Origin of the sequence: Ureibacillus sp. FSL K6-3587 (assembly GCF_038593165.1) — a bacterium.
Classification (GTDB): Bacteria; Bacillota; Bacilli; order Bacillales_A; family Planococcaceae; genus Ureibacillus; species Ureibacillus suwonensis.
This window is the reverse complement of the sequence record NZ_CP151969.1, coordinates 847,837-873,409: the sequence shown is the minus strand read 5'-3', so window position 1 is coordinate 873,409 and position 25,573 is coordinate 847,837. Positions and strand designations below refer to the sequence as shown.

Annotated in this window: 29 protein-coding genes; 21 read left to right on the top strand and 8 right to left on the bottom strand. The window is 41.0% G+C overall.

Annotated elements, in window-relative coordinates; genetic code table 11:
* Positions 1 to 63: 63 nt before the first annotated feature.
* The gene (locus NSS77_RS04290; RefSeq protein ID WP_016839270.1) at positions 64 to 273 is read right to left on the bottom strand and encodes a DUF6366 family protein; all 210 of its coding nucleotides are present in this window, start codon (positions 271 to 273) and stop codon (positions 64 to 66) included.
* A 66-nt stretch (positions 274 to 339) separates the two neighbouring features.
* Positions 340 to 1,701, bottom strand: a complete 1,362-nt coding sequence (locus tag NSS77_RS04285; protein ID WP_342468410.1) for a transposase — start codon at positions 1,699 to 1,701, stop codon at positions 340 to 342.
* 258 nt (positions 1,702 to 1,959) lie between these two features.
* Here NSS77_RS04285 and NSS77_RS04280 point away from each other — a divergent pair, with 258 nt between their 5' ends.
* The 12 genes from NSS77_RS04280 to NSS77_RS04225 all read left to right on the top strand — a co-directional run bounded on the left by NSS77_RS04280 (position 1,960) and on the right by NSS77_RS04225 (position 10,234).
* The gene (locus NSS77_RS04280; protein WP_342470546.1) at positions 1,960 to 2,169 is read left to right on the top strand and encodes a hypothetical protein; all 210 of its coding nucleotides are present in this window, start codon (positions 1,960 to 1,962) and stop codon (positions 2,167 to 2,169) included.
* A 59-nt stretch (positions 2,170 to 2,228) separates the two neighbouring features.
* Positions 2,229 to 2,543, top strand: a complete 315-nt coding sequence (locus tag NSS77_RS04275) for a hypothetical protein (RefSeq protein ID WP_342470545.1) — start codon at positions 2,229 to 2,231, stop codon at positions 2,541 to 2,543.
* Between the two features lie 35 nt (positions 2,544 to 2,578).
* Positions 2,579 to 2,956 carry a hypothetical protein gene (locus NSS77_RS04270; protein WP_016839272.1) on the top strand — a complete coding sequence of 126 codons (378 nt, stop codon included), beginning with the start codon at positions 2,579 to 2,581 and terminating at the stop codon, positions 2,954 to 2,956.
* A gap of 606 nt (positions 2,957 to 3,562) precedes the next feature.
* The gene (locus NSS77_RS04265; RefSeq protein WP_340709696.1) at positions 3,563 to 3,700 is read left to right on the top strand and encodes a hypothetical protein; all 138 of its coding nucleotides are present in this window, start codon (positions 3,563 to 3,565) and stop codon (positions 3,698 to 3,700) included.
* 155 nt (positions 3,701 to 3,855) lie between these two features.
* Positions 3,856 to 4,110: a metal-sensitive transcriptional regulator gene (locus NSS77_RS04260; RefSeq protein WP_208652122.1), complete on the top strand. Its 255-nt coding sequence runs from the start codon at positions 3,856 to 3,858 to the stop codon at positions 4,108 to 4,110.
* A gap of 77 nt (positions 4,111 to 4,187) precedes the next feature.
* The gene (locus NSS77_RS04255) at positions 4,188 to 4,526 is read left to right on the top strand and encodes a rhodanese-like domain-containing protein (protein ID WP_342470544.1); all 339 of its coding nucleotides are present in this window, start codon (positions 4,188 to 4,190) and stop codon (positions 4,524 to 4,526) included.
* Positions 4,527 to 4,547: 21 nt separating this feature from the next.
* Positions 4,548 to 4,844, top strand: a complete 297-nt coding sequence (locus tag NSS77_RS04250) for a rhodanese-like domain-containing protein (protein ID WP_342470543.1) — start codon at positions 4,548 to 4,550, stop codon at positions 4,842 to 4,844.
* Positions 4,845 to 5,032: 188 nt separating this feature from the next.
* Positions 5,033 to 6,685: an IS1182 family transposase gene (locus NSS77_RS04245; protein ID WP_232019826.1), complete on the top strand. Its 1,653-nt coding sequence runs from the start codon at positions 5,033 to 5,035 to the stop codon at positions 6,683 to 6,685.
* Between the two features lie 95 nt (positions 6,686 to 6,780).
* The gene (locus tag NSS77_RS04240; RefSeq protein ID WP_342470542.1) at positions 6,781 to 6,978 is read left to right on the top strand and encodes a hypothetical protein; all 198 of its coding nucleotides are present in this window, start codon (positions 6,781 to 6,783) and stop codon (positions 6,976 to 6,978) included.
* Positions 6,979 to 7,137: 159 nt separating this feature from the next.
* The gene (locus tag NSS77_RS04235) at positions 7,138 to 7,509 is read left to right on the top strand and encodes a metalloregulator ArsR/SmtB family transcription factor (protein WP_342470541.1); all 372 of its coding nucleotides are present in this window, start codon (positions 7,138 to 7,140) and stop codon (positions 7,507 to 7,509) included.
* Positions 7,502 to 9,625, top strand: coding sequence for a heavy metal translocating P-type ATPase (locus tag NSS77_RS04230; RefSeq protein ID WP_342470540.1), 2,124 nt, complete (start codon positions 7,502 to 7,504; stop codon positions 9,623 to 9,625). Before NSS77_RS04235 ends, NSS77_RS04230 begins: the two co-directional genes overlap by 8 nt.
* Before the next feature lie 465 nt (positions 9,626 to 10,090).
* Entirely contained in the window at positions 10,091 to 10,234 is a 144-nt protein-coding gene (locus NSS77_RS04225) for a hypothetical protein (protein ID WP_172597784.1), read from the top strand.
* A 157-nt stretch (positions 10,235 to 10,391) separates the two neighbouring features.
* On the opposite strand, the gene NSS77_RS04220 is transcribed toward NSS77_RS04225, so the two are convergent.
* Positions 10,392 to 10,928, bottom strand: a complete 537-nt coding sequence (locus NSS77_RS04220; RefSeq protein WP_208650921.1) for a hypothetical protein — start codon at positions 10,926 to 10,928, stop codon at positions 10,392 to 10,394.
* A 103-nt stretch (positions 10,929 to 11,031) separates the two neighbouring features.
* On the opposite strand from NSS77_RS04220, the gene NSS77_RS04215 reads away from it, so the two are divergent.
* From NSS77_RS04215 to NSS77_RS04205, 3 genes are all read left to right on the top strand, one after another.
* On the top strand, positions 11,032 to 11,607 hold the full coding sequence (locus NSS77_RS04215; protein ID WP_342470539.1) for a TetR/AcrR family transcriptional regulator: 576 nt from the start codon (positions 11,032 to 11,034) through the stop codon (positions 11,605 to 11,607).
* A 36-nt stretch (positions 11,608 to 11,643) separates the two neighbouring features.
* Entirely contained in the window at positions 11,644 to 12,369 is a 726-nt protein-coding gene (locus tag NSS77_RS04210) for a glycerophosphodiester phosphodiesterase (RefSeq protein WP_342470538.1), read from the top strand.
* 116 nt (positions 12,370 to 12,485) lie between these two features.
* Positions 12,486 to 13,376, top strand: a complete 891-nt coding sequence (locus NSS77_RS04205) for a DMT family transporter (RefSeq protein ID WP_342470537.1) — start codon at positions 12,486 to 12,488, stop codon at positions 13,374 to 13,376.
* A gap of 358 nt (positions 13,377 to 13,734) precedes the next feature.
* Here the strand turns inward: NSS77_RS04205 and NSS77_RS04200 are convergent, their stop codons facing one another.
* On the bottom strand, positions 13,735 to 14,763 hold the full coding sequence (locus NSS77_RS04200) for a DUF2804 domain-containing protein (RefSeq protein ID WP_342470536.1): 1,029 nt from the start codon (positions 14,761 to 14,763) through the stop codon (positions 13,735 to 13,737).
* Between the two features lie 209 nt (positions 14,764 to 14,972).
* On the opposite strand from NSS77_RS04200, the gene NSS77_RS04195 reads away from it, so the two are divergent.
* The 3 genes from NSS77_RS04195 (at position 14,973) to NSS77_RS04185 (ending at position 17,218) form a co-directional block, all read left to right on the top strand.
* On the top strand, positions 14,973 to 15,506 hold the full coding sequence (locus tag NSS77_RS04195; RefSeq protein WP_342471191.1) for an amidase domain-containing protein: 534 nt from the start codon (positions 14,973 to 14,975) through the stop codon (positions 15,504 to 15,506).
* Between the two features lie 159 nt (positions 15,507 to 15,665).
* On the top strand, positions 15,666 to 16,262 hold the full coding sequence (locus tag NSS77_RS04190; RefSeq protein ID WP_342470535.1) for a nitroreductase: 597 nt from the start codon (positions 15,666 to 15,668) through the stop codon (positions 16,260 to 16,262).
* Between the two features lie 101 nt (positions 16,263 to 16,363).
* The gene (locus NSS77_RS04185) at positions 16,364 to 17,218 is read left to right on the top strand and encodes a fructosamine kinase family protein (protein ID WP_342471190.1); all 855 of its coding nucleotides are present in this window, start codon (positions 16,364 to 16,366) and stop codon (positions 17,216 to 17,218) included.
* Between the two features lie 45 nt (positions 17,219 to 17,263).
* Here the strand turns inward: NSS77_RS04185 and NSS77_RS04180 are convergent, their stop codons facing one another.
* Positions 17,264 to 17,788 carry a DUF2179 domain-containing protein gene (locus NSS77_RS04180; RefSeq protein ID WP_342470534.1) on the bottom strand — a complete coding sequence of 175 codons (525 nt, stop codon included), beginning with the start codon at positions 17,786 to 17,788 and terminating at the stop codon, positions 17,264 to 17,266.
* Positions 17,789 to 17,983: 195 nt separating this feature from the next.
* On the opposite strand from NSS77_RS04180, the gene NSS77_RS04175 reads away from it, so the two are divergent.
* On the top strand, positions 17,984 to 18,610 hold the full coding sequence (locus NSS77_RS04175) for a GyrI-like domain-containing protein (RefSeq protein ID WP_342470533.1): 627 nt from the start codon (positions 17,984 to 17,986) through the stop codon (positions 18,608 to 18,610).
* A 194-nt stretch (positions 18,611 to 18,804) separates the two neighbouring features.
* On the opposite strand, the gene NSS77_RS04170 is transcribed toward NSS77_RS04175, so the two are convergent.
* Both NSS77_RS04170 and NSS77_RS04165 read right to left on the bottom strand, forming a co-directional pair.
* Positions 18,805 to 19,701 carry a DMT family transporter gene (locus NSS77_RS04170; RefSeq protein ID WP_342470532.1) on the bottom strand — a complete coding sequence of 299 codons (897 nt, stop codon included), beginning with the start codon at positions 19,699 to 19,701 and terminating at the stop codon, positions 18,805 to 18,807.
* Between the two features lie 192 nt (positions 19,702 to 19,893).
* Positions 19,894 to 20,790: an Rpn family recombination-promoting nuclease/putative transposase gene (locus NSS77_RS04165; RefSeq protein WP_342470531.1), complete on the bottom strand. Its 897-nt coding sequence runs from the start codon at positions 20,788 to 20,790 to the stop codon at positions 19,894 to 19,896.
* 436 nt (positions 20,791 to 21,226) lie between these two features.
* Here NSS77_RS04165 and NSS77_RS04160 point away from each other — a divergent pair, with 436 nt between their 5' ends.
* Both NSS77_RS04160 and NSS77_RS04155 read left to right on the top strand, forming a co-directional pair.
* Positions 21,227 to 22,741, top strand: a complete 1,515-nt coding sequence (locus tag NSS77_RS04160) for a CoA-acylating methylmalonate-semialdehyde dehydrogenase (protein ID WP_342470530.1) — start codon at positions 21,227 to 21,229, stop codon at positions 22,739 to 22,741.
* 169 nt (positions 22,742 to 22,910) lie between these two features.
* Complete coding sequence (locus NSS77_RS04155) at positions 22,911 to 23,525, top strand: ECF transporter S component (RefSeq protein ID WP_342470529.1); 615 nt, start codon at positions 22,911 to 22,913, stop codon at positions 23,523 to 23,525.
* Between the two features lie 652 nt (positions 23,526 to 24,177).
* Here the strand turns inward: NSS77_RS04155 and NSS77_RS04150 are convergent.
* On the bottom strand, positions 24,178 to 25,533 hold the full coding sequence (locus NSS77_RS04150) for a transposase (protein WP_342470528.1): 1,356 nt from the start codon (positions 25,531 to 25,533) through the stop codon (positions 24,178 to 24,180).
* Positions 25,534 to 25,573: the final 40 nt, after the last annotated feature.

Genomic DNA, 25,573 nt, shown 5'->3' with positions numbered 1-25,573 from the left:
ATACTTGACAGGGAGCAGTTCAGTCTTGGTTTATACTACTCATTTTTAGTATGTTTCAATTCATTAAAATAAAAGTTGGTATATCACAAAACCAATAAATAGTACTAAAATTAATATTCCTATACCTTTCCATCCTATACCTTCTCCTAAATTTCCCAAACTCCCATTTTCAGTTCGATTAAACCCATCATTTAGTGTACCTGTTGGATTTTTTTTAATTTCTTCAAATCTCATTCTTTCTCTTGTCTCTTTGGGAGATTCCCTATGTTTCATCTAAAAATCAACCTCCTTTATCTATCTAAATTATCCAAATTTAAAGCTTAATAAATTATAAATTACTCAACTTTCGCACACAGTAATATTTAAGCATTGCTTGATATAATTAGGTATAGTAACCAACCATTTATTCATTTGATTTTTAAAGATGTCCATGTTTAAAGAAACCTTGGATTCCGCCAAAGTTTGGAAAAGGTCAATAAGCGATTGAAGGGCAGTAATAAAATCTATGTCTTTTACATCTTCGCAAAGGATGTAAAAAAGGTTGCCAATCGTCTTAGGATCCTCCTCTTTTCGCATTTGCCAGGCAATGAGAATATATCGTGTAAAAACAATGGTTGTATGGCTAATTAACATGTCGTATGAACGACCCTGGAATTCTTTCCCTAAATTTAAAAAGGATTTATTGCATTTGAAGAAGACTTCAATGTCCCAACGCATGCCGTAAATACGAATGATCTCTTCATTTTCTAATGTTGTATCTGTGCTGAGAATAGCAAGCCATTCGCTCCGTTTATTACGGTTTCGTACAAATAGAATTTTTACTGGAATTCCATTGTCTAAAGTAGCATAAACGGATCCGAGAATGTCTTTTTTACCCATGTGCGTTTTTGCCAATTTGTAAAGTTGATTCAGTGTGAAACGTTCACCATTGTAAACGTATCGCTGCTTTAATTGCTTCACCATGCCAATGACAAATAACCCTTTGTTCGTAATCTTCTCAATTAAAGGCGCTTGTGTAAACCAGGAATCCATGAGAACATAGTCAGCTATAATCCCTTTTTCAAGCGCATGATCAAGTAAAGCTGAAGCCACGTCCGGTTTTGATTTCAGAGCTTCCTGGCGACGCTTATAGCCAGATGTTCGTTTATCAATATTGGTATTGATTTCTTGCAGGCGATTTTCCTTTTTCGGTGAACTTAGAAGAGCAAAATCAATAGGAATAAAAGTAAAACTATCGGTCCAGCCAAGGGTAAGCATTTGAAACCCTTTCAAGTACTGATGCGTAGAGTGATCAAAAACCTTAGCCAACAGTTCAACCGACTTACTACGGTTTCGTGAAAAGACAGAATCATCAATCACAAAAGCTGTGACACGATCTTTTGAAGTTAATGGTTGAAGCAGACGGATCATTTCACTGCTTAATGAAAGCAGAAACTTTCTCCAATGATAGGTTGGTGTATTTAAAAAGCGATAGACTGTATCCTTTCCGGGCAGATCCTGAGATCGTTTACTCATAAAAGCACGAAACCAGTTCTTATATTGGAAGACTAAAAGAAAAATCAGTTTGAAAACAGTAAGACAAGAATACCCGGAAAGTTTCGTAATATTCGCTTTTCTTATATGATATCCAATATTTAATTCGGAAAATCCTTGTTTAATTTCTTTTGGTAATTGCGCAAAGTAGTCTTTATTCGTTATCATAGTGGTGACACCTTTCTTTTGGATTTGGTTTCGTCACCAATATTTTACCAAAAGAATAGGTGTCTTTCTTTATGTTTTAAAAAATGTCAAATGATAATTTTGTACTTCCAAAACCCATTTACATCAAGCATTTAAACAAGATTTTGGACTGCGAAAGTTGAGTAAATTATTTTATAATAGATTGACATTTATTTCAAATATTATTACAATTTAACTAAATATTGGTAGCTTTTCAAATTATAGGAATAGATGAAGGATATGTTAAAAAAAATCGGTTTGGTTTTAATCTTCTGCACACTTTTTGTTGTTTTTTACAATGCAGGGTTAAAAGTTGGTGGAGCTGCAACAAGATATGATGTTGAACCTACCTATAACGATTCTACTGGAATGTATTCTATTCCTTATGTAAATCGAGGTGGTACTTATTATGCAATTATGTTACAAAAAAAGCTACATCTGGAAAAATAACAGCACGTTATTGGGTTGGACATAATAGCTCAAAAAAGGATATGGTTGGAACACAATTAATGTACGATCCTAAAAAAATGACTCTAAGTGGATTTGAAGAACCTTGTTCAACTTGTCACGGTACACCTATGGAGATAACTATTACATCAACTTCAGATGGATTAAGATGGATTATGGCGGAAGCAACTGTTCCGGCTTCAGATTTCGGTTTAACAGGATATCAATTTACTTTAAGTAGCAATACTTATTTTAATTTTACAGATATGGATGGTGTAACTCGACATAGTATGGCTGGACCTTCCGTAGGTTTTACGCTTGGATGGGTAAGTCCTATTACTAGAGTAAAAGGCAATTCCATGTATGTTTCTAAATAATTAACTTAATATATTCTGAAAGTGGGAGGTTCAAAATGAAAAAAATAATATTTTTAGGTTTATTTTCTGTTATTTTAGGTTTTACAGTTGGTATGACAAAAGAAACCTTATTTAATAAAACAGTTTCTGCAGATTCACCTTTATCATTTAAAGTAGAGGAATTTAGAAATGGAAAACCTTTCAATAACAACGTAGAACTTTCACCAGAAACAGGAACACCTGTGATAAAAGAAGGGGATATAGAATTAATTACTGTAGATTCACCAAAAGCTGAAAAAGTTAAAGTTCATTTAAAAAATGGTGTAACTGGTGAAGAAATTGAAACAGTAACAATGAAGGAGTTTTTAAAGAATCAAGATAAATATAACAAAAAGATGGACGATGCTGTTAAACAGTCTCAACTAAACAAATAACAAAATTTTATAGTTCTAAAGATGCTGTGTACAGAAACTTATTATATGAACAAGATTTTATTGAGAAATATTGGTGGTTATGCTCTTCTAAAAAAGAGCTAGCTAAAACATGATATTTTGTTTGGAATGCCCCGTATACAGTAAAGAAAGCCGAGTAGATTAATTTTCTACTTGGCTTTTATGTGTGCGCCTGGCATGGGGGTAATCTATAGGGTGTAAGTCCCGAACTGTGAAGGCAGAAGTAACAGTTAGCTTAACGCAAGGGTGTCCGTGGTGACGCGGAATCTGAAGGAAGCGAGCGGCAAACTTCCGGTCTGAGGAACACGAACTTCATATAAGGCTAGGTATGATTGAGTGAGTTTGCGTAACAAAACAAAGCTCTTTCTGTCGAAGGTCATATCGAGTAAATGAGGCGGATAGATGGTGTGAAAGTGCATGTACTTACCCGGGGAGGTCTGGCGGATAGGTGAAGTACGCTTCATAACCTACTTAGTGATCAGTAGCTGAACCGTCAGAAGTCAGCAGAGGTCATCGTATTAGTTGGTTTAGAACTACTAAGAAGGACCGAACAATGAAGAGAGAATAGCCCTTGGCATTCAGTGAGTCATGATGAACACAGAAAACGTAGTACCTCACTTGAGGAAGGAAGCGGTGAATCCCGTGGGAGACCTCTTGGAGGGTGGAGTGACCACTGGCATAAGAAGACAAGCTATTCACGGAAGTTATGAAAACTTGCGTCAATGATCTTAATTGAACCGCCGTATACGGAACCGTACGTACGGTGGTGTGAGAGGACGGGAGCTAATCACTCCCTCCTACTCGATTATAAGTTGACTTTATACCTAATAGGGTATAAACTGTTGGTAGAAATCAAAGTCATAGAAAGTAGGGATGCCTCATTGAAATACGATACGAAGACAATAAACCGTGTGAAGCGTATTGAAGGACAAATACGCGGGATTCTGCGCATGATGGAAGAAGGGAAAGACTGTAAAGAGGTCGTCACTCAGCTTAGCGCCGTCCGTTCCGCAGTGGACCGTACCATCGGCGTGATTGTGAGCAACAACTTGATCGAATGTATGAATAAAAGCAAAGCGGAAGATATGGATGAATTGGTGCAAGAAGCGATTAATTTAATTGTCAAAAGCCGTTAGTTCCAATAGCTGTTTACGCAGCTATTTATTTATAAACCGAAATATACCTATATAGGTATTTGTTTGGAGGTGAGAACATGGAGTGGATCCTCTTAGCGATTGTTGCCGCATTCATTATATGGCGCTTGAAGCCGGCGAATGTGAACACCATTTCCGCAAACGAATTGAAAAATATTCTGCAGGATAAGGACAAAATATTTATTGATGTAAGGACACCGGCGGAATACAGAGCAAAACATATTCCGCAATTTCAAAATTTGCCTTTGGGATCGGACTTTTCTAAACTTCCCAAAGATAAAGAAATCATTGTCATTTGCCAAAGTGGCATGAGAAGCGGTCAAGCCTGCAAGCAATTAAAAAAGTTGGGGTATGAGCGCGTCACAAATGTCCGTGGCGGCATGAATGCATGGAGATGAATGATGGAGGAGGATTTTTAAATGAAAGAAATTACACCGAAAGAAGTTCAGCAACGTTTGGAAGCGGGAGAGACATTGAATATTATCGATGTCCGTGAAGTGCATGAATATCAAGGAGGGCATATTCCGGGAGCCGTCAATATTCCATTAGGATTGCTTCCAATAAGAATGAATGAACTTTCCAAAGACAAACCATATATTGTGGTGTGTTTGGCAGGCGGCCGCAGCGCCCAAGCGACAGAGCTGTTGGATCGAAATGGATTTGATGCTACCAATATGTTGGGCGGCATGAGCGCCTGGGAAGGGGAAGTGGAATAGGATTAAGGAGTCAGCGGGACTTTGAAGAAATAGGGAGGCTGGGACAAAACCCCCTCTAAAATGGAAACAGCCCATGAAATTTTGGAATGAAATTTCATGGGCTGTTTTTCATTTTTTCAATAAAAAATAAGGACCTCTTCTGTTAAAATTAAGTTAGCACACAAAACCTAACAGAAAGAAGGGTCCTTATGTTCAAATATTATAACATGAATCAATTAGTTTTGCCTCTAGATTTAGAAATAAAATTACAAGAAAATGATATTGCCTTCCACATTCACCATTTAGTTGAAAGTATTCCAGATGAAGCCTTCCAGCCGTTTCTTCGAAATACAGGTTGTCCTGCTTATCATCCACGCATGATGCTAAAAATTATTTTGTGTGCCTATTCGCAGTCTGTCTTTTCAGGTCGAAAAATTGAAGCGCTATTAAAGGACAGTATACGAATGATGTGGTTGGCACAAGGATATGAACCAAGTTATCGGACGATCAATCGTTTTCGTGTGCATCCGGAAGTAAAAGAATTAATTCGTCAATGTTTTGTCCAATTCCGTTGCCAACTGGTGGAAGAAAAGTTAATCGATCAAGAAGCCATTTTTATCGATGGTACGAAGATTGAAGCGAATGCCAATAAATTTACTTTCGTATGGAAGAAATCCATTGAAAAATACAACCAAAGCTTAATTGAAAAATCCAATCAGCTCTACAACGAACTGTTAGAGAAGGAAATCATCCCTGAAATGGAGCGGGAAAATGAGGGAGAACTGTCCGTTGAAGAACTCGCTCAAATGGTGCAACAAGTCGATGAAGTGATTACGGAATATGACCAAAAGATAGAAGCATCGCCCGATGCCACAGAACGAAAAGCATTAAGAAGCGAACGGAAATATCCGAAGCGAGTGTACAAACAGTTGATTGACTTGATTTTACGTAAACAAAAGTATCAAAAAGACTTCGAAATCTTGGGTGAACGGAATAGTTATTCCAAAACAGACTTAGATGCGACGTTCATGCGAATGAAAGACGACTATATGAAAAACGGTCAATTGAAGGCTGGATACAACGTACAAATCGCAACAGAAGGTCAATACGCACTAGCTTATAGCATCTTTCCAAATCCTACTGATACACGTACATTAATTCCGTTCTTGAATAAGATAGAAAAGGATTATTTTCCGTTGCCAAAGTATATTGTCGCAGATGCTGGTTATGGTAGTGAACAAAACTATGAAGACATCCTTTCGAATCGAAAATGTGAGGCACTCATTCCATATACCATGTATGAGAAAGAACAAAAGAAGAAATATAAACAAAATCCATTTCATCCAGACAATTGGATGTACGACGAAGAAAGTGATACCTACATTTGTCCAAATCAGCAGCGAGTAACCTTCCGTTATCGTTCTGTACGTACAGATAAGACTGGTTTCAAACGAGAATTGAAAATCTATGAATGTGAAAACTGTTCAGGATGTCCATTTCGTTCATCATGCACAAAAGCAAAGGAAGGCAATCACCGAAAGGTCATGGTGAATGAAAAATGGGAACAACAAAAAGAATATGTAAGAGCGAAGCTTTCAGAAGAAAAAGCTGGTTCTATTTTCCGTCAACGTAAAATAGACGTAGAACCAGTTTTTGGATTCTTGAAGGCTAATTTGCGTTTCACTCGATTTTCCGTTCGAGGAAAATCGAAAGTGGAAAATGAAATGGGCATTGCCTTAATGGCCGTGAATTTACGAAAATACACGGCCAACAAAGATCAACTAACCAAAAATAATGGGGATAAATGGAAAAAGGAGAATTTGAGTTGGCTCAAATTCTCCTTTTTCCTATCTAGAAGCTAGTTTTGTCCCAGCCTCTTTTTTATTGTAAAATTTTACATATAACGCTATGGGAAAGCTCCATATCGTAGAAGAAGTGATTCAAAGGGGATGGAAGAATGTTGATCAATTTATTGGATGGTTTGGCCCTATTCTTTTATTGGACCTGGTTTGCATGGCCCTTTGTTTTTGTGTTTTCCCTCGTTTATTCCATTGCCGGTTTTGTGAAGGATGAACGGGCTTCCGCAATACCGGTGTTTATAGCAGGTTTCTCTCTATTGATGTTGTTATCGCCTTTGATAGCATTTACTGATTGATGGGGGCAGATAGGCAAAATCCGTGCATCATGTATGGGATGTACGGTTTTTTTTATTCAATCCAACTCGCAAAACACTCAAACATTCATTTGAATATAACGCAAGAATATCTTAAACTAATATTCAAACATATATTTGAATGTTGGAGGGGTGAAGCCGTTGCCGGAAGAAATCAGCATTTGTGAAGTGACGTATGTCGATGAAGAAAAAGTGGCGAGAATTCAAAATCAATTAGCCCATCAAAACCCTCTGGAAGTGGCGAAACTTTTTAAAGCATTGGCGGATGAAACACGGATCAAAATCGCTTATGCCTTGGCATTGGAAGATGAGCTGTGCGTTTGCGACGTTGCCAATGTTATTAACGCATCCACTGCAACCGCGTCCCACCATTTGAGATTATTAAAAAATTTGGGGCTTGCAAAGATGAGGAAAGAAGGGAAATTTGTTTATTATTCCTTGACGGATGAATGTGTGAAGCGATTGATTGAAATCGCCTTCCATCATCAACAAGAGGTGGCAATAGATGAGTGAAATGAAACAGATTTATCGTGTAGAGGGTTTTACATGTGCGAATTGCGCAGGGAAATTCGAGCAGAACGTGAAGACATTGCCGGGTGTGCAGGATGCGAAAGTGAATTTTGGCGCATCGAAAATTACCGTTGTTGGGCATGCGACAGTGGAAGAACTGGAAAAAGCGGGTGCTTTTGAAAACTTAAAAGTCTATCCGGAAAAACGGGCGGAAAAGCATCCGGAAACGGGGCATGAAAAACAAGTATCTTTTTTTGAAAAACATCATCCGTTATTATACTCCGGCCTGTTGATCGCGCTAGGAGCAATTTCCATATTCATCAATGGGGAAGAGAATCTAATCACCGCATTATTATTTATTTCTTCCGTCCTCATAGGCGGTTTTTCATTGTTGAAGACCGGGCTCAATAATTTATTCCGTCTCGATTTCGATATGCGGACACTGATGACGATTGCCATCTTCGGCGCAACGATCATCGGGGAATGGGCGGAAGCGGCGGTGGTGGTCGTTTTATTTGCCATCAGCGAAGCCCTTGAGCGCCATTCGATGGACAAAGCGAGAAAATCAATTAAATCATTAATGGAAATTGCACCGAATGAAGCGACTGTTTATCGAAATGGGAAAGAGACGGTTGTTCCCGTTGAAGAAGTGGTGATTGGCGACATCATGATTGTAAAGCCCGGGCAGAAAGTGGCAATGGATGGCATTGTCATAAAGGGGTCTTCTTCCGTCAACGAAGCCGCCATCACCGGAGAATCGATTCCGGCGGCAAAACAGCCAGGAGATGAAGTGTTTGCGGGAACGTTGAATGAAGAAGGACATTTGGAAGTCAAAGTGACAAAATATGTGGAAGATACGACGATTTCCAAAATTATTGAACTCGTAGAAGAAGCCCAGGCGGAACGGGCCCCTGCACAAACGTTTGTCGATCAATTTGCCAAATATTACACACCGGCGATTATGGCTGTTGCATTTCTTGTTGCGATTGTGCCGCCGTTACTCTGGGGTGGCGATTGGATGGATTGGGTATATCAAGGATTGTCCGTATTGGTTGTCGGATGCCCGTGTGCCCTTGTTATTTCAACACCGATTTCCATTGTTTCGGCCATTGGCTCCGCAGCGAAAAAAGGAGTGCTGATTAAGGGCGGCATTTATTTGGAAGAATTGGGGTCCTTGAAAGCAATCGCCTTTGATAAAACAGGGACGTTGACAAAGGGGGCGCCTGTGGTCACGGATTTTATCATGTTAAGTGATAAAATCCATGAGAAAGAAGCGCTGTCGATTGCCTGCGCTTTGGAAGAATGTTCGAATCATCCGATTGCCCGTGCGTTCGTCAAGAAAGCGGAAGAGCTTGGAGTGGAACCTCTTAATCATGATATAGAGAATTTCAAGGCCATCACCGGAAAAGGTGTTCAAGGGACGATAGCCGGAACAACGTATTCCATCGGCAGCCCTGTTTGGTTTGCCGGCCGGGTGACGGAAGAGATTGAAAAGAAAGTGGCATCCCTTCAAAACGATGGGAAAACGGTAATATTATTCGGCACGGAAAAGGAGATTTATGCAATTTTTGCCGCTCTTGATGAAGTGCGCCATTCCAGCAAAGAAGTTGTTCGTAAGCTCCATGAAATGGGTATCCAAAAGACGCTGATGCTCACGGGAGACAATGCAAAGACAGCCGCAGCCATCGGAAGGGCGGTCGGCATTTCAGAAGTGAAGGCGGAATTGTTGCCAGAGGAGAAATTGGAGCATGTAAAAGGATTGGGCAAAGCATACGGCAAGGTGGCGATGGTTGGAGACGGGGTCAATGATGCCCCTGCTTTGGCAGCATCCACAGTGGGAATCGCCATGGGCAGCGCAGGTTCGGATACAGCTTTGGAAACGGCCGATGTGGCGCTGATGGCCGATGATTTGGGGAAACTTCCTTTTGCCATCAAGCTTAGCCGGAAAACATTGGCCGTAATCAAGGCAAATATTGCATTTGCATTGGGCGTGAAGCTTCTCGCTTTGCTGCTGGTGGTGCCTGGCTGGCTGACTTTATGGATTGCGATTTTTTCGGATATGGGCGCAACGCTTTTAGTATCCTTGAATAGTATGAGATTATTGAGAGTAAAAGAATGACTTGAAACCATCAGCAGGGGATTCTTGCTGATGGTTTTTCTTGGTGCGCCCGGCATGTACATGAACTATAGGGTGTAAGTCCCGAACCCCGAAGACAGAAGTAGAGGTTAGCCAAGAGCAAGGGTGTCCGTGGTGACGCGGAATCTGAAGGAAGCTGGAGGCAAAACACCGGTCCGAGGAACACGAACCTCATATAAGGCTAGGTATGATTGAGTGAGTTTGCCTAACAAAACAAAGCTCTTTCTGTCGAAGGTCATATCGAGTAAATGAGGCGGATAGATGGTGTGAAAGTGCATGTACTTACCCGGGGAGGTCTGGCGGATATGTGAAGTACGCTTCATAACCTACTTAGCGATAGGTAGCTGAACCGTCAGAAGTCAGCAGAGGTCATAGTATTAGTTGGTCTAGAACAACTAAGAAGGACCGAACAATGAAGAGAGAATAGCCCTTGGCATTCAGTGAGTCATGATGAACACAGAAAACGTAGTACCTCACTTGAGGAAGGAAGCGGTGAATCCCGTGGGAGACCTCTTGGAGGGTGGAGTGACGACTGGCATAAAGAGAACAGCTATTCACGGAAGTTATGAAAACTTGCGTCAATTATCTTAATTGAACCGCCGTATACGGAACCGTATGTACGGTGGTGTGAGAGGACGGGAGTTAATCGCTCCCTCCTACTCGATTAGAATTACATTTTGAAGGTTGATAGTATTTCATTCCATAAACGAATGAAAAAAGCGCCTTTGTTCATTGAAAGTGCAAAAAATTATAAACTTTCTCTTTCTCTTTTTGGAAACACAACGTATGAAAAGCTGATGAGAAAGTCGATCAGCAATACAACGGTCCATCCGCTTATAACGCGTTGCAGCGGACGTGTTCCTTCACCGGTGCCGATATACAGAATCATGAGGCCAAGCAGGATTCCCCCGATGATATAAGCGATCAGATGGCGTCCCCACATTTTCATCTCATAAACGGCTTTCTCTTTGCCATACAAAACTTTTTTCCGCAAAGGGTTATTTAATACCCAAGTTTGGAATTTGCCGTCTGCCCAAGCAATCATGGATTTTCCGAAGGCGATGGAAACCCCGATATAGATGGCGGCCAGACCATGGGCAAAAGTGGCCGTTGCTCCATTTTTCAAATCGATGGCCGTGAGTACAAGCAAAGCAAAATCAATCAACGGGGTGAGCAAGAGCAGGAAGATGCTCAGCTTATCCCGTTTCAATATATATCTAGTGTAAAGCCCTGAAAAAATGACAATCCAGAAGGCGATTTCAGCAGTGATAATCCAAAAAAGCATTCAATCCATACCCCCATGAAAATTTATTTAATACAGTTGTATTAAAATAATACAGCATATTTTTAAATAATACAAGTGTATTAAATAATGCTATAATAAAAATATGCCAAAACTAGTTGACCATGAAGAGAGAAGAAAAATCATCGCAAAAGCAACGTGGAATGTGATTGCAAGGGAGGGGCTTGGCGGCGCTTCTGTTCGTTCCATTGCAAAGGAGGCGAATCTTTCACTGGGAGCAGTGCGTCATTATTTCGAGACGCAGGAAGAACTGTTGGAATTTGCGATGCAGCTCGTTGAAGAACAAGTAACGGAACGAATCATGGGCCACCTGCAAAGTCCGCTTCCACCAAAGGAACAAGTACTCAATATATTGATGGAGTTGATCACACCGGAAGAAAAGAAAGTGGAAATGCAAGTATGGCTGGAATATGTTTCATATAAAATCCGCAAAAAAGAGCTGCAAAAAGAATCGGTTCATGAAGCGATTTCGGAAATTTTGCATCGTTTAAAGAAAGCGGGGATGCTAAAAGAAGAAATTGTTTTAGAAGAAGAAATTGTGTTTTTGCATGCGTTAATTGATGGACTTGCGTTACATATTTTAATGGGATTGGTTCCTATTGAAAGGGAACGCATACGCTATTTATTGAGAAAAGAATTGGACCGCATTTTTGTGGAGTAGGGGATGTATTTCCCGCACTTTTTGGAGGGAGTTTCAATGCAAATTTTTGCCCATCGAGGCTATTCATCAAAGTATCCTGAAAATACGCTCGCAGCCTTTCAAGCGGCAGCAAAACTGGACATTACCGGAGTGGAGTTGGATGTTCATCTGACAAAAGACCGGGAATTGGTGGTCATCCACGATGAAAAAATCAACCGCACGTCCAATGGAAAAGGCTTTGTTAAAGATATGACCCTGAAAGAATTGCGCAAGTTCGATTTTGGATCCTGGTTTCACAAAAATTTCCGCGGCGAAAAAATCCCGACATTGGCGGAGGTGTTGGATCTCTTTAAAGATACGCACCACAAAATTAATATTGAATTGAAGTCCGACAAATTGATATATCCAGGGCTCGAAGAAATGGTGCTGAAAGAAGTGGAAAACTTCCGGTTAAAGGACCGGGTCATTATTTCATCCTTCGATCATGAAGCCGTCAAGCGGATGGTCGGGTTGGCACCGGATATTGAAAGTGCCCCGCTGTTTTCCTACAGCATTTTGAATATGAAATGGTACCGCACTTTATTTCCTGCCAAGGCCCTTCACGTCGCATACAGGGCGGTGACCCGGCGTCCGGTGCTGGAGGCCATCAAAGCAGGGATTCCGGTTCGGGTATATACCATCAATAATAAAGAACAAGTGGAAGTGTTGCGGCATTTGGGAGTGGAAGGGATATTTACCGATTGTCCGGAAGAAATGAACGAAATGCTTAAACAGCCCAAATAAGGAAGTTCCGTCCTCTTTGAATGAGTTCAAAGGGGATTATTTTTTGTCATTTTATGGTTGATGAAAGTTCTTTTTTATTATACGCTTACCTTTAATAATGGAGAGGGGAACAGAAAATGAAGTCGGCCTCATATGCGAAATATATACTTGCATTGCTGCTATTCGGTTCAAACGGGATTGTGGCAAGCTATATTTTATTGAACAGTTATGAAATCGTTTATTTGCGGACGTTTATTGGCGGCATTTTCCTTGTGTTGATTTTTGTGCTGACAAAACAAAAGGCCAGGTTCTGGAAAAATAAGAAACACTTTCTGTACTTGGTGATTTCCGGTGTATCCCTTGGAGCAAGCTGGCTGTTTTTATTTGAAGCATACAATCGAATCGGGGTAAGCATTGCCACTTTGGCATATTATTGCGGTCCCATCATCGTCATGATGCTGTCGCCGCTCCTATTTAAGGAAAAGATGACAAGCTCGAAAGTCATCGGCTTTTTCTCTGTCATCCTCGGGCTGTTTTGCGTCAACAGCCATGCGTTTCTTGAAGGGGAAATTTCATGGGGATTAATTTTCGGAATCTTATCGGCCATCATGTATGCGGCCATCATAATCTTCAATAAAAAAGCTGTCAGCGTTTCGGGGCTTGAAAATGCCACATGCCAACTGGTCATCGGCTTTATCACGGTCGCTGTGTTTATGGGCGTGAAGCAGGGGTTTTTCGTCCATGTGGAGGAAGGAAATTGGCTGCCAGTCCTTGTTTTGGGCATTGTAAATACAGGAATCGGCTGCTATCTTTATTTTTCGTCCATTGGCCATTTGCCTGTCCAGTCGGTGTCGATTCTGGGCTATTTGGATCCCCTTTCCGCCCTGGTCTTTTCCGCTTTATTTTTGGATGAAACGTTAAGTTTCGTGCAAATGATCGGTGCCGCGTTCATTTTAGGAGGCGCGGCATACGGGGAATTGTATCGGCCGGGAAAACGCCAATGGGCAGTTGACGGGAAAAAGGCATAGCTTATTAATCAAATGGGGTGAAATGATGGATTGGAAAAAATATGTTGTACTGATCATACCGTTTCACTCAATTCCTTAATATTGTTTATGCTTCTTCCTAACGGTCAAAGATACTTGGTGCTTTAAGTGCCTCTCATTTTTTGGGGAGTTTATTATGGTTGGATTTGGATTGGAAAGAAAAAGGAAAAGGCCTGATTCAAGGTCTTTTTTTGTTGCATGCACCTAAGGGAAGCGTGCATCTTTATGATCCGGGATAGAACCTCTATTCCATAAAAAAGAAAAAGCGAATTAGAAAACCTATCGCTTTCTATATTCGCCCTTCAAGTTTCCCGCATTCGACAGAAAGATTTTAACCGGCTCACCACTTTGCCACATGTTCCTCAATGCATCCCAACATTTGTTGAATCATCAGAATGCTGCCATCTTCCAATTTGACTTTGCCGTTATAATAACCGACTAGCTGATGCACTTCTGATTGCACAAGCTTCAGGTCCGTTTTTGCCACTCTTTCAAAAAATGGGTGGAAAGTGAGCATGACGGCATCGGAAAATTTTGTCGTCACATACCATGGCTTTTTGAAATTGGAACGATCATATTCGAAAATTACGTCTTCGTGGATTTTGGTCATTTTGCCATCGACGAATATGGCGTTCTCCGTCATTCCAGTGCCATCCGTCCATTTGCCGCCAAAATTCAGTCCCACCCGATGATTGCGAAGGCGTTGTGAAGCATTTGCCCAATTCCAAACGACCTCCCTTGGCCAAACTCCCCGGCCAAAGTCCAATACGCTGAAACAATCGTCCTCATGAAATTCATAGCGCTTGTTTCCAAGTTTGACAAATCCTTTGGTAGGCAGGATGTGATGCTTGGCAGTAAATTGGAACGTTTGCCGGTTCCAAGGCACTACCACATTCAACGATTCATCGTCAACGGGGTGCAAAATCTTTAAATTGACGTTAAGGGGTTCGTTGTCAAAGTTATCACAATTGACTGTCAGCAAGGTTTGATTTTGGATATGCGAGATATTGACGTTCATTTCGCTTTTTGTAAACCGGACAGGGTCAAGCACCTGGGTAGGCATTTTTAGTTTTTTGACAACACCTAAAGGAATGGTGACCATTTTTTCAAAAAATCGTTGGGTTTCATACTCCAAAAAGTAGACAAAACAAGAAACGGCATAATCAAAGTGACAAACCGTCACGGAAAATAAAATATCCTCGCCGTAACAGCACCAATAATTCCATTTCTTTTTCCGCATAAAATGGCCCGATAGATTGCATTCAATAATTGGTTTTTTGGCATAACCAATCGCAGCCGGATTCAAATTTCCCTTTTTATCGCATAAACGGGTCCATTCACGGATTTCTCTTTCAGCATGCTGCACCAATGCCAACTTCCTCTCAATTCATATTACCTGAAATTAACATCATAAAAATCATTTCAAAAATTTACTGTAAAAACAAGAATTTGAACATAAATAGTGATATTTATTATTGTATCAGAATTTTACAGTTTTTTCTGAAAGGGGACACACCAATTATAGAAGTTCAAATTTGAACATCGGATTCATAAGATGATGAAAAAGGAGGTACAGAAATAGCGATTTATTATGATCGGGATGCAGCTGTCCAATACGCGAAAACTTGGTGGAATTCCTTTAATCCCAATTACCCCGTGTTTACGGTTGATTGCACGAACTTTGTCTCACAAGCGTTAAGAGCAGGGGGAGCGCCAATGTCCGGTTATCCGAACCGCGGCAAAGGTTGGTGGATTACGGATGGTTGGAAAGCTGGGGCGAGAGAATACCATTATCCCCGGGAAACCTGGAGTTATAGTTGGTCTGTTGCGCATAGTTTGAGATGGTATTTGGAAAGTGCCAAAACGGGACTGACGGCGAAACGGGTTTATTCGCCTTCCGAATTGGAACCTGGAGATGTGATTTTTTACGACTTCCAAGGGGATGGAGTCATTGACCACAGCGTAATCGTCACGAGTGTGTTTGACGGCGTCCCTTACGTTCATGCCCATACAGGACCCAGCGCCAATCGCCACTACGATTATTCAGATTCCTATGCTTATACGCCAAATATTCAATATTATTTCTTTAAAATTGATGATATATTCTATTAATATCGTTCTTTTGAAGCTGAGAAAGAAAAGGTGTATTAATATATAATTATAATAAGACCCAAAATAATGGATATTCAAATTCCACATTTTTTATGATATGGTTGTTTGGAGATAATAGTAAAATCGTTGAACTTCATTATTAAGGAGAGTAATGTTTGAATGAATGACCAAGCATTAATCGTAAGAGAAGCCATTATTGGCAGACGGTCAATAAAAAAATTCAACGGACAGCCTGTAGACCGAGCAGATTTGTTTCAGATCATAGATGATGCTGTATGGGCGCCAAACCATCAAAACCGGGAACCATGGCGACTCATTGTTGCATGCGGCAAAGAGCTGAAAAAGCTTCACGAATTGCTCAGAAATACGACGATACCGGATTGGAGAACGTTGCCGGAAGAAGAAGTGGAAAAGCGCATGCAAAAATTCACAACGCCAGGTGGTTATGTATTTGTCATCGTACCTGAAGATTCCCGTCAGAAAGAACGTTTGGAAGACTTTGCGGCGGCATGTGCACTGATTCAAAATATGATGCTGCTTGCCTGGGATTACGGCATCGGCAGCTGCTGGAAAACTCCGGAGTTTTTGGATAAACCATCATTCCGTGAAGCATTGGGCGTAAAACCTGGCGAACGCATTGTGGGCATGGTGCAATTCGGTTATTTCGATGAGCTTCCAAAAGGAAAAGAGCGTAAAAAATCCGATGAAATCGTAACAATCTTCGGTTCCGATGAAGAGGAAAATGAAGAAGAATAGTGAACTCAATAAAACTGCGCCTCCGAATGATGATGCATATGGTCATTTGGAGGTGCAATTTTTTATAATCAAAATGGAAGAAGGTGATTCAATTGATTCAAATGATCAGTAAAGGTCTTCAAATGATTTCTCCTGAAGAAAACATCCAGAAGATTTCCCCGGTTTCCGGCGGTGACAGTAATCAAGCATTTTATGTGCAAACAAATGAACGCGAATATTTCGTGAAGTTGAATCAACAGATGAAAATTGGGTATTTCAAATTTGAAGAGCGCGGTTTGAAAATGATTCAGGCGACAAATACAATTAATGTACCGGACGTCTTAGGCTGCCTGGAAGCAGAAGGGGTGCCAATGCTTTGGCTGGAATGGATTGAAGGGAAACGGACCCATGATACAGATGTGCTATTAGGCGAACGTCTTGCGGCCATGCATCTTGCTGAAGCGAAAGGGTATGGATTCGATGGAGAAAGTTATATTGGCAAACTGCCGCAGCAAAATCGATTGATGGATGATTGGGTGGAATATTACCGCGATGTCCGCTTAGCCGGCCAATGGAAGCGGGGCAAGGCGAATGGGAGAATTGGACAAGCCCGTGAGAAAAGGTTAGTGAAATTGATGGAAAGGCTGGATGAATGGATTCCAAGGAAACCAAAGTCCTGTTTATTGCACGGCGATCTGTGGGGAGGAAACTGGATGACGGGGCCAGGTGGAACTCCATATTTGATCGATCCGGCAGTCCTGTTTGGCGATCACGAAATGGATCTTGCTTTTACGGAATTGTTTGGCGGCTTTTCCCGGAAGTTTTATGAAGCCTATCAGTCGGTGTTCCCGCTTTCGCCGGAATATGAAGAAAGAAAAGAATTGTATCAGCTTTATTATTTATTGGTGCATTTGATTTTATTTGGGGAATCATACGGTCCATCGGTGGACCGGATATTGCGGAGATATGTGGGGTAAAGGAAAAAGAACCGCCCCCTTTTCAAAAAGGAGCAGTTCCAACGTTCAGTGATGTTTATGTTTCCGCATCCGATCGACAAGGAACCCGCCTTTGAAGGATTTCGGTTCAAAAGAAATGATGAACGCTTTAGGTTCGATGGAATTGACCAGCTCAAACAGTTCCTTCTCCCGATTCCGTTTGGCCAAAATCTCATATTTATAACGTTCGCTGTCCCGACCTTCCCCAACATAAGTCGTGATGGCAAAACCGTTGGAGCGGAGGGCGTTAATCAATTCCTGGTTTTTCGTTTGCGTATTGATGGTCACGTACACGTAACCGATCGCCAATTTATTTTCAATTTTTGTTCCTAAAAAAATGCCCAGTCCAAAGCCGACCGCATACACAATCATGGCAAGCAAACTTTGGTCTCCATTGAATACGAGGGAAAGCCCAAAGACGTAGATAAGCATTTCCAATGTTCCAATCATAGCTGCAAGAAATGTCAAGTTTTTCACCAAAAAGATGGTGCGTAATGTAAGCAACGGAACATAGATTAATTGCAAAACTAAGATTAGAAGAATATTCGTCATTTTGATCCCTTCTTTAGCGCGATTGTTGTTTCCAGTATGGCACCCATGCAATCAGGTATTTTTCCACGATGTTCCCCAAAATGCAGTGTCACCAATATTGGGGAATGCTTTTTTCAGGTGAAAGCGTTTTCCGAAAACCGTATGCAATAATATGGGTATTTAACTGATTATAAAATAAGAAAAGAGTGATGACAATTGAGTAAATTTGAATGGAAAAAACAATTAAAAGAACTTTACTTGCCCTCCACGCAACCGACAATCATTGATGTGCCGACCATGAAATTTTTTACGATTGACGGCAAAGGTAATCCAAACGAGAAACCATTCCAGGAGCATATCGAAATTCTTTATGCTTTATCCTATGCGATCCGGATGATGCCCAAAAAGGGGATTACGCCGGAAGGGTATTATGAATATACCGTGTTTCCATTGGAAGGGCATTGGGATTTGGATGAAGAAGGAAGAACGAAAGATTATTTGGATAAAAACCACCTCGTGTATAAATTGATGATTCGGCAACCGGATTTTGTAACGGAAGAATTGTTTCAATATGCTCGGGATACGGTGAAGAAGAAAAAACCGAATTTGGATGTGGATCAGGTCCGGTTTGAAACGATTATGGAAGGGTTATGCGTGCAAGCCATGCACATCGGCAGTTTCGATGATGAATGGAAGACCTTCGAACGGATGGAATCCTATTGCGCAGAAAACAATGTAAAGCGGGCAGAAAAAACCCATAAAGAAATCTATATTTCAGATCCGAGAAAAACGGCACCTGAAAAATTAAAAACGGTGTTAAGGTTTAAAGTGGAAGAAGTTTAATAGGTGATGCTCGGGTTTGTAGCATGGGATAAAAAGTCAGGGCTTTTTGTGCAAGGATATTTTGAAATTTTCACATGACTTTCGCTGATAGGATTTTAAGACCGGATGCTTAATAAAATGATAGGGGCATAGCAGAAGTAAACGGAACTGCTATGCCCATTTTATTTGGCAGGGTTGCGTTGAGAGCAACGTTTTTATTTTTCAATGGATGTTTCCAAGGAGCCGACCTCGATACTTCTGCTGCCAGTCCAGTTCACCAAGAAGATTCCGGTAAATATGCAAAGACCTCCGATGGTTACATACGAATTGATGGCTTCATCCAATAATACCCATCCTGAAAGAACACCGAAAAATGGGGCCAAAAACAAAAAGGCGCTTGTTTTGCCGGGATCCCCTTTTTGAAGTAAATAAAACCAGCCGGCAAATTGGACGATGGATGCCATAATGGCGAGCCACAATACGATAAAAATGGATGTGCCGGTTACTTGGAAGTGGGGATTTTCCAAAATCAAACTGCCAATAAGCAAGATGATGCCGCCAAATAACATTTGGAAGGCCGTCAATAGCCACGTATTGAAATCATTTCCCCATTTTTTGATGAGCAATGTGCCGATCGCCCATGAAACTGCGGAAAGAAAGGCGAGTAAAGATCCGATTTCAAAACTTAACTGTGCCCCAAGGGTTATAAATACCCCGATAAAACCTAATATCACACCTGTCCATTGGCGTGGGCTATAAGATAACTTCATGAAAATCGTGCCAAAGATGACGACTAAAAGCGGGTTCATAAATGTTAATATGGAAGACTGCCCCGCTGGAATTGTCCGCAAGCTGAGAAAGATGCAGGACATAACGCCAGCTGTTTGAAAGGAACCGATGACAGCGATCTTGACCCATTGGGAAAAGGATTTGGGATGAGGGATCCGCAATAATCGAACAGCAATGGCCATAATCACTCCTGCCAAGGAAAAGCGTATGCCGACTAATAAAAGCGGTGTAGTATAAGAAAGACCGATCTTTCCGACTGCAAAAGAAGAACCCATTAAAAAAGTGGTCAATACGACCAGAATACCGAAAAGCCATTTGTTCATTTGAAACCCCTCCCCATTATTGATTCAAGATTAATAGCGGGATGCATGTTTTGAAGATTATTAATATTCAAATAATTAAAATCAAGAGATAGATTATCATTATATATTCCTATTAGTCAACCAACAAACATTAAGATAAAAAAACCGTTGTGATGTCTGTTATCAGATGGCATGGCTTCTGTTCGTGACATCTTACCTCAACTCTTGGATTTCCTTCAGAGTAAGCCCGGTGATTTTTGAAATGTATTGGATCTCCATCTGTTCCGCCAACATTTTTTTGGCAATTTCCACCTGCAGCTTTTTCGCGCCCTTTTCAAAGGCTTCTTCTTCCCGGCGCTTTGCTTCCCGCACTTCCACTTCCACATCAAGGGTCTGCTTCAATCGTTCTTCATAGGCTTCCATTTCTTCTTTTGATTGGCTCAACTCCCGCCAACGGTTTAATGCCGCCCGAATATGGTCATCCCTTAAAGAGATCAAATCCAGCTCCTTGTAAATGTCGTGGTACACATTTCCATTGCGATGGTCGACGATGGAAAGCAAGAGAAGCCATCTTGCTTTTGCGTCGTTCCACGGGTCGACTTTTTTCGCTTCAAAATCCCGTATCAATTTTGGATATTCGATAAAGTGCAATTCAAAAGCATCACGGAGGGGAGTGCCGGCATGTTGCTCCTGCAATAGATAAACCGTTTGAAAGTTTTCTGTTTGATTGAATAATGCATAGCTTAAAAAGTTGATGAAAATGACGGGGTGCAAGTCGTTTTCCTTTTGGTCGGCATAGGCTTTTGTTGCGTAATAAAGAGATCGTTTCACGATATCGAAACGATTAAAAAAGTTGATTAAGATATGCAGTTTTTTGCCGTCTTTGGATATGCCGGTAAAATGAATGGGTGCCAGCGGATTTTCTTCAACAAAGGGATTGGAAATCATGGTGATGCGTTGAATTTTTTGTCTCGGTTCCCGTTCCAGGATTTCATTTAAAAAGGTGAGTGTCACATTGTGCAGCTGTTCCCAGCCAATCACCTTCAGGAAGGAGACATCAATTTTCAAATCCATCCATTTTTGAAGTGCCGCTTTTTTGTAGTGGCTCAAACGGAATCACCTCGAAGGAATCAGGAATTCATCATAATTTACTTTATCGTTTATGGTCCGGGGCTATGACAGCGGTCTGCGGATGAACAGAAGAAAGACAAGATTCCTTTGGGAGATGATAAGTTTTTGCCTTTGCAATTGTTGTATGGTTGAGTGATCACTTTTGAAAGAAATATGCAAAAGTGTGGCAGCTTTGAAACATGGATTGATTCGAATATGCTTATGATTGAAGCATTTGCATGTGAACATTTTTATTATATTTGGATAATCTTAAGCTTTGAAAAAAGAGAGGGTATGTCCATTCGGCATCAATAGTCTTGAAAGGGGATTTGGATTTATTGTTGTTTGATACCTTTTATTCATTAGGTCAGTCATATATGGACAAAAATGGATAAAAGTGCTATTGTAATAAAAAATTTTTTAAGGGGTGTATGGAATGGCAGTGGAACAAAAAGTTCGCGAGTTGCAACATTTCATCAACGGCACGTTGGTATCCGGCACCAGTGGCCGTTTTTCCAATGTGTATAATCCGTGCACAGGAGAAGTGATTGCTCAGGTGCCGCTGGCGACCCGTGAAGAAGTGAGACAAGCCATTGAAATGGCGAAAAAGGCATTTCCGCAATGGAAGGCGTTGTCAGGGGGAAAACGGGGAGAGATTGTACAGAAATTCCGCCAATTGGTCAATGAAAATGAAGAAGAGTTAATTGAAATCATCTGTGAAGAAAGCGGGAAGACAAAGGAAGACGCCCGCGGAGAAATTCAGCGTGGTTTGGAATCGGTGGATCTTGCCATTAACGCGCCACATATGGTCAAAGGGGAATATTCGGTGAATGTCGGCGGCGATATCAATATGTTTTCCCGGAAAGACCCGCTTGGGGTCGTGGCCGCCATTTCACCGTTCAACTTTCCTGTGATGGTGCCGTTAGCGCAAACAAGCATGGCGGTGGCTGTTGGGAATGCAGTGATTTTAAAACCATCTGAAAAAGTGCCGATTTCTGCCCTCTATCTTTCGAACCTTTGGAAGAAAGCGGGATTGCCGGATGGTGTATGGACGGTGATTCATGGCGATAAAGAGGCGGTCGATGAATTGCTTGAAAATGAAACGGTAAAAGCCGTCCACTTTGTAGGTTCCACCCGGGTGGCAGAGTATATTTATCAAACAGGAACAAAATTCAACAAACGGGTGGCAGCCCTTGGCGGCGGGAAAAATTTCATGATTGTCATGCCGGATACGGATTTGGAAAAAGCGGCGAACGCCTTCATCGGAGCAGCTTATGGAGCGGCTTCCCAGCGTTGTATGGCGCTTTCGGGGGCGATTCCGGTCGGCAAAGAAACGGCCGATCGATTTGTGGCCATCTTAAAGGAGAAAATTGGGAAATTGAAAGTTGGTCCATATACAGATGATGAAGTGGATTTTGGCCCGGTGATTTCAAAAGAGTCCAAGGAAACGATTCTCGGATATATTGAGCGGGCTTTGAAAGAAGGGGCAAAACCCGTAACGGATGGACGAAATCCGGAAATCGCAAAATCTTCAAACGGTTTTTATCTGGGTCCAACATTGCTGGATGAAGTGACGCCGGAGATGGAAATTTTCAAGGATGAAGTATTCGGCCCTGTGCGGATTGTTGTGAGAGCCGACTCTTTGCAGGAAGCGATTGATATCATCAACTCCCATGAGCTTGGAAATGGTGTTACCATCTTTACGAATAATGGCGCAGCAGCCCGCAAATTCCAGGATGAAATTGAAGTGGGAATGGTGGGTGTCAACGTGCCGATTCCGATTCCGGTGGGTTATCATAACTTCGCCGGCTGGAAGCGTTCGAATTTCGGCACGGGCGTTATGTTTGGACCGGAACAGGCGAACTTCTTCACCAAAAGAAAAACGATTTCCGAAAAATGGCTGGATGTGGGCGAGGACTCCCAAGCCAATTTCGCCTTCCCAAGCAAATAGCTGTTGGCCTGGTCAGTTATGAATAAAGCGGCCTGCTGGAGAGGGACACTCCTTCCAAGCGGCCTTTCATTTTGAGTAATATTTGATGAATGACAGTTTCGGGCATGTATGGGGAAATCTTATAGAATACGTCTATTTCCAACAATAACTTACACTAAGGGGTTTCACAATGAAAATAAGAGAGTTTACATTGACCACTGTGTTTTTGGCAATCATCCTATTATTTGCTCTAACACCTATTGGATTTATCCATTTAGGAGTGATCAAAGCAACAATCATCCATGTCCCAATCATTATCGCTTCGATTATATTAGGTCCGAGAATCGGGGCATTTCTGGGGCTTGCCTTTGGAATTTCGAGTGTCGTCACCAATACGATGGCTCCGACGCTTTTATCCTTCGCCTTTTCTCCGGCCGTTCCGGTTTTGGGGACAAGCCATGGCAGCATATGGGCGTTGTTTATTGCCATCGTGCCAAGGATGATCGTTGGGGTTGTCCCATATTATCTTAATAAAACGCTTCAAAAAGTATTGTCGAAGGAGAAATGGTCTTTATTTCTGACAGGTTTGCTGACCACCGTTTTGCACACTTTTCTAATCATGGGTTCGATCGCTTTGATCTTTCATGATGCGTATGCAAAAGCGGTCAATGCGGATGGGATAAACGGCATTATTGCGGCCATTTTAATGGTATTTTTCACAAACGGCATCGCCGAGGCGACACTGGCTGCCTTTGCCGCAGCATTGGTGGTTCCGCCATTGTTGAAAGTGTCGAATAAATATTGATTGGGTTGCTTGAAAACAGTACGGATGAAAAAAGGAAAAGGAGACGGGAATTCCGAAATCCTTTTCCTTTTTTGATGAACTTATTTTTGTTTGATTTTCTTCCGATAAAGATAAAATCCGATTCATAAGACCATGAGGATGGCAAAAACATAGTGACGAGTAGATTTGGAATATCATAAACTTTGGCACATCCGGCTTGCAAATAAAAAATTCTTCATGATTTTTGCTAATTCCTTTGAAAGTTTCAATAAATCTATTAAAATATGTAATTGCGTGTGGTTATGAATGAAGGAAATAGATGAAAAGGACCAGTCGAATTTTGTTCGGCTGGTCTCTTATTTTTGAGTAAAGAATACAGAAATCGTTGCAAATGGCAGAAAAAGAAATCCATTTCCTGTGAAAAAAGAGGAATTTTTGAATTATTTCCCGAGAAATGTCTTTTTGATTGTCGAAGGTTCAAGAATAAACCAAGCAGATTTTCTCGATGATTAAAGAAGAAAGCGGAAAGCCGTTTCTGGCATTGGCGGATTTGCGGAAAAACGCTGGAAACTTTATCAAAAATACTTAAATTTCTCCATAGAATCAATTTCATAAATCATAGTTTTTCTGAAGTATAGAGTACCCCTATACTAAAAACTTTGTTTTTTTTAAATTATGCAACTTGGTTTTGTTGCTGTAATAAAGCATTGATTCGATCAACTGCTAGTTTGCAGGTATTATAAATTAACGTCACCAGATTGAAATGCATTTTTGCTTTCTTTCCTGTACGATGACGGACATTGTTTAATTGAAAGTATTCCTTTAAATAAGCGTTAACGCGTTCGACTGCTGTACGTTCTTGATAAAGCTGTTTCCATCGTTCTGTCCCACGTGCTGGATAGGTAAATTTACGGATATCTATATCACATTTGATTTTGAAAACTTTTTGGCAAAGGGTGTCTTCTCGTAATGGGCAAGTTGCACATTCCTTTGGACGTGTGAATTTTAATGTATTGTACTTAGCGTCAAAGCTGTCATATTGGTAACTATGTTCACGCACACAGGTTGGACGAAAATGTTCATCGAATCCTATATATTCTCCTTCTCGGCGAACGTTGTAAGGAATCACGACTCGCATGGACTGTGATACGGCTTGACGGTAAATAGGTTCAACATCATAACCAGCATCAAATATAGCTATTGTAAATTGACCGTTTCCTAAGTGATGAAGTTTTTTCAATAATGGAATCGCAGCTTTACAATCACTTAAATTACCTGAGGACATCAAACGAGTGATGATATATTGACTTTTCGTCGAAACAGCTAAATGTGCTTTATAACCAAACCAGAATGTATTTTTTCCTTTACTATTCTTTTTCACACCCCATTTTGGCTCAATCGGTACATCCTTCCAAAGGGTTTCTAATGGGATATCCAGCTGTTCTTTCAGTTCTTTTTCATAGGTTGATTGATTTCCTTTTTTCTCTACTTGTTCGGCTAACCAAACAGCTCGTTCAGCTTTCGTTTTACGACCACGTTTTTTAGGAGTTTTAGGTGCTTTCTTTTCTGATGGTGTGAAAGCATCACGAGCTTCAAAGTGACTCGCATCGATGGCGACATGTTCATCATTTAGAAAGCCTTCCAACATCGCTGTTTTGATGAGTGTATCGTTCATTTTATCTAGCACATCTGATTCACTAATGACTTGAATCATGCGTGAATAAGAGCTTTCAGATGGTACGACATCAGACACAAGGAATCCACAGTCGAAACGAAATAAAGGATCATGAACCAAACGTTTGACTAAATCCTTGATAGTTGGAATACGTTCGACAATACGTATAATCAGCGATTGAATCATTGCACCATCATTCAATTCACGTGGTGCACCTTTCAATGTCTTTTTAGAAAACAATTGAAATATAGGCTGAATGTCGATCACACTAAAAATGGCTTCATAACGATGGGAACTTTCCATTTCTAATAATTGATGGATGTCAAAAAGAGAAATTTGTTTTACAATAGTCATAGGGTACTCACCTCTTTCGTATGGTTTGTTTGGTTACCTA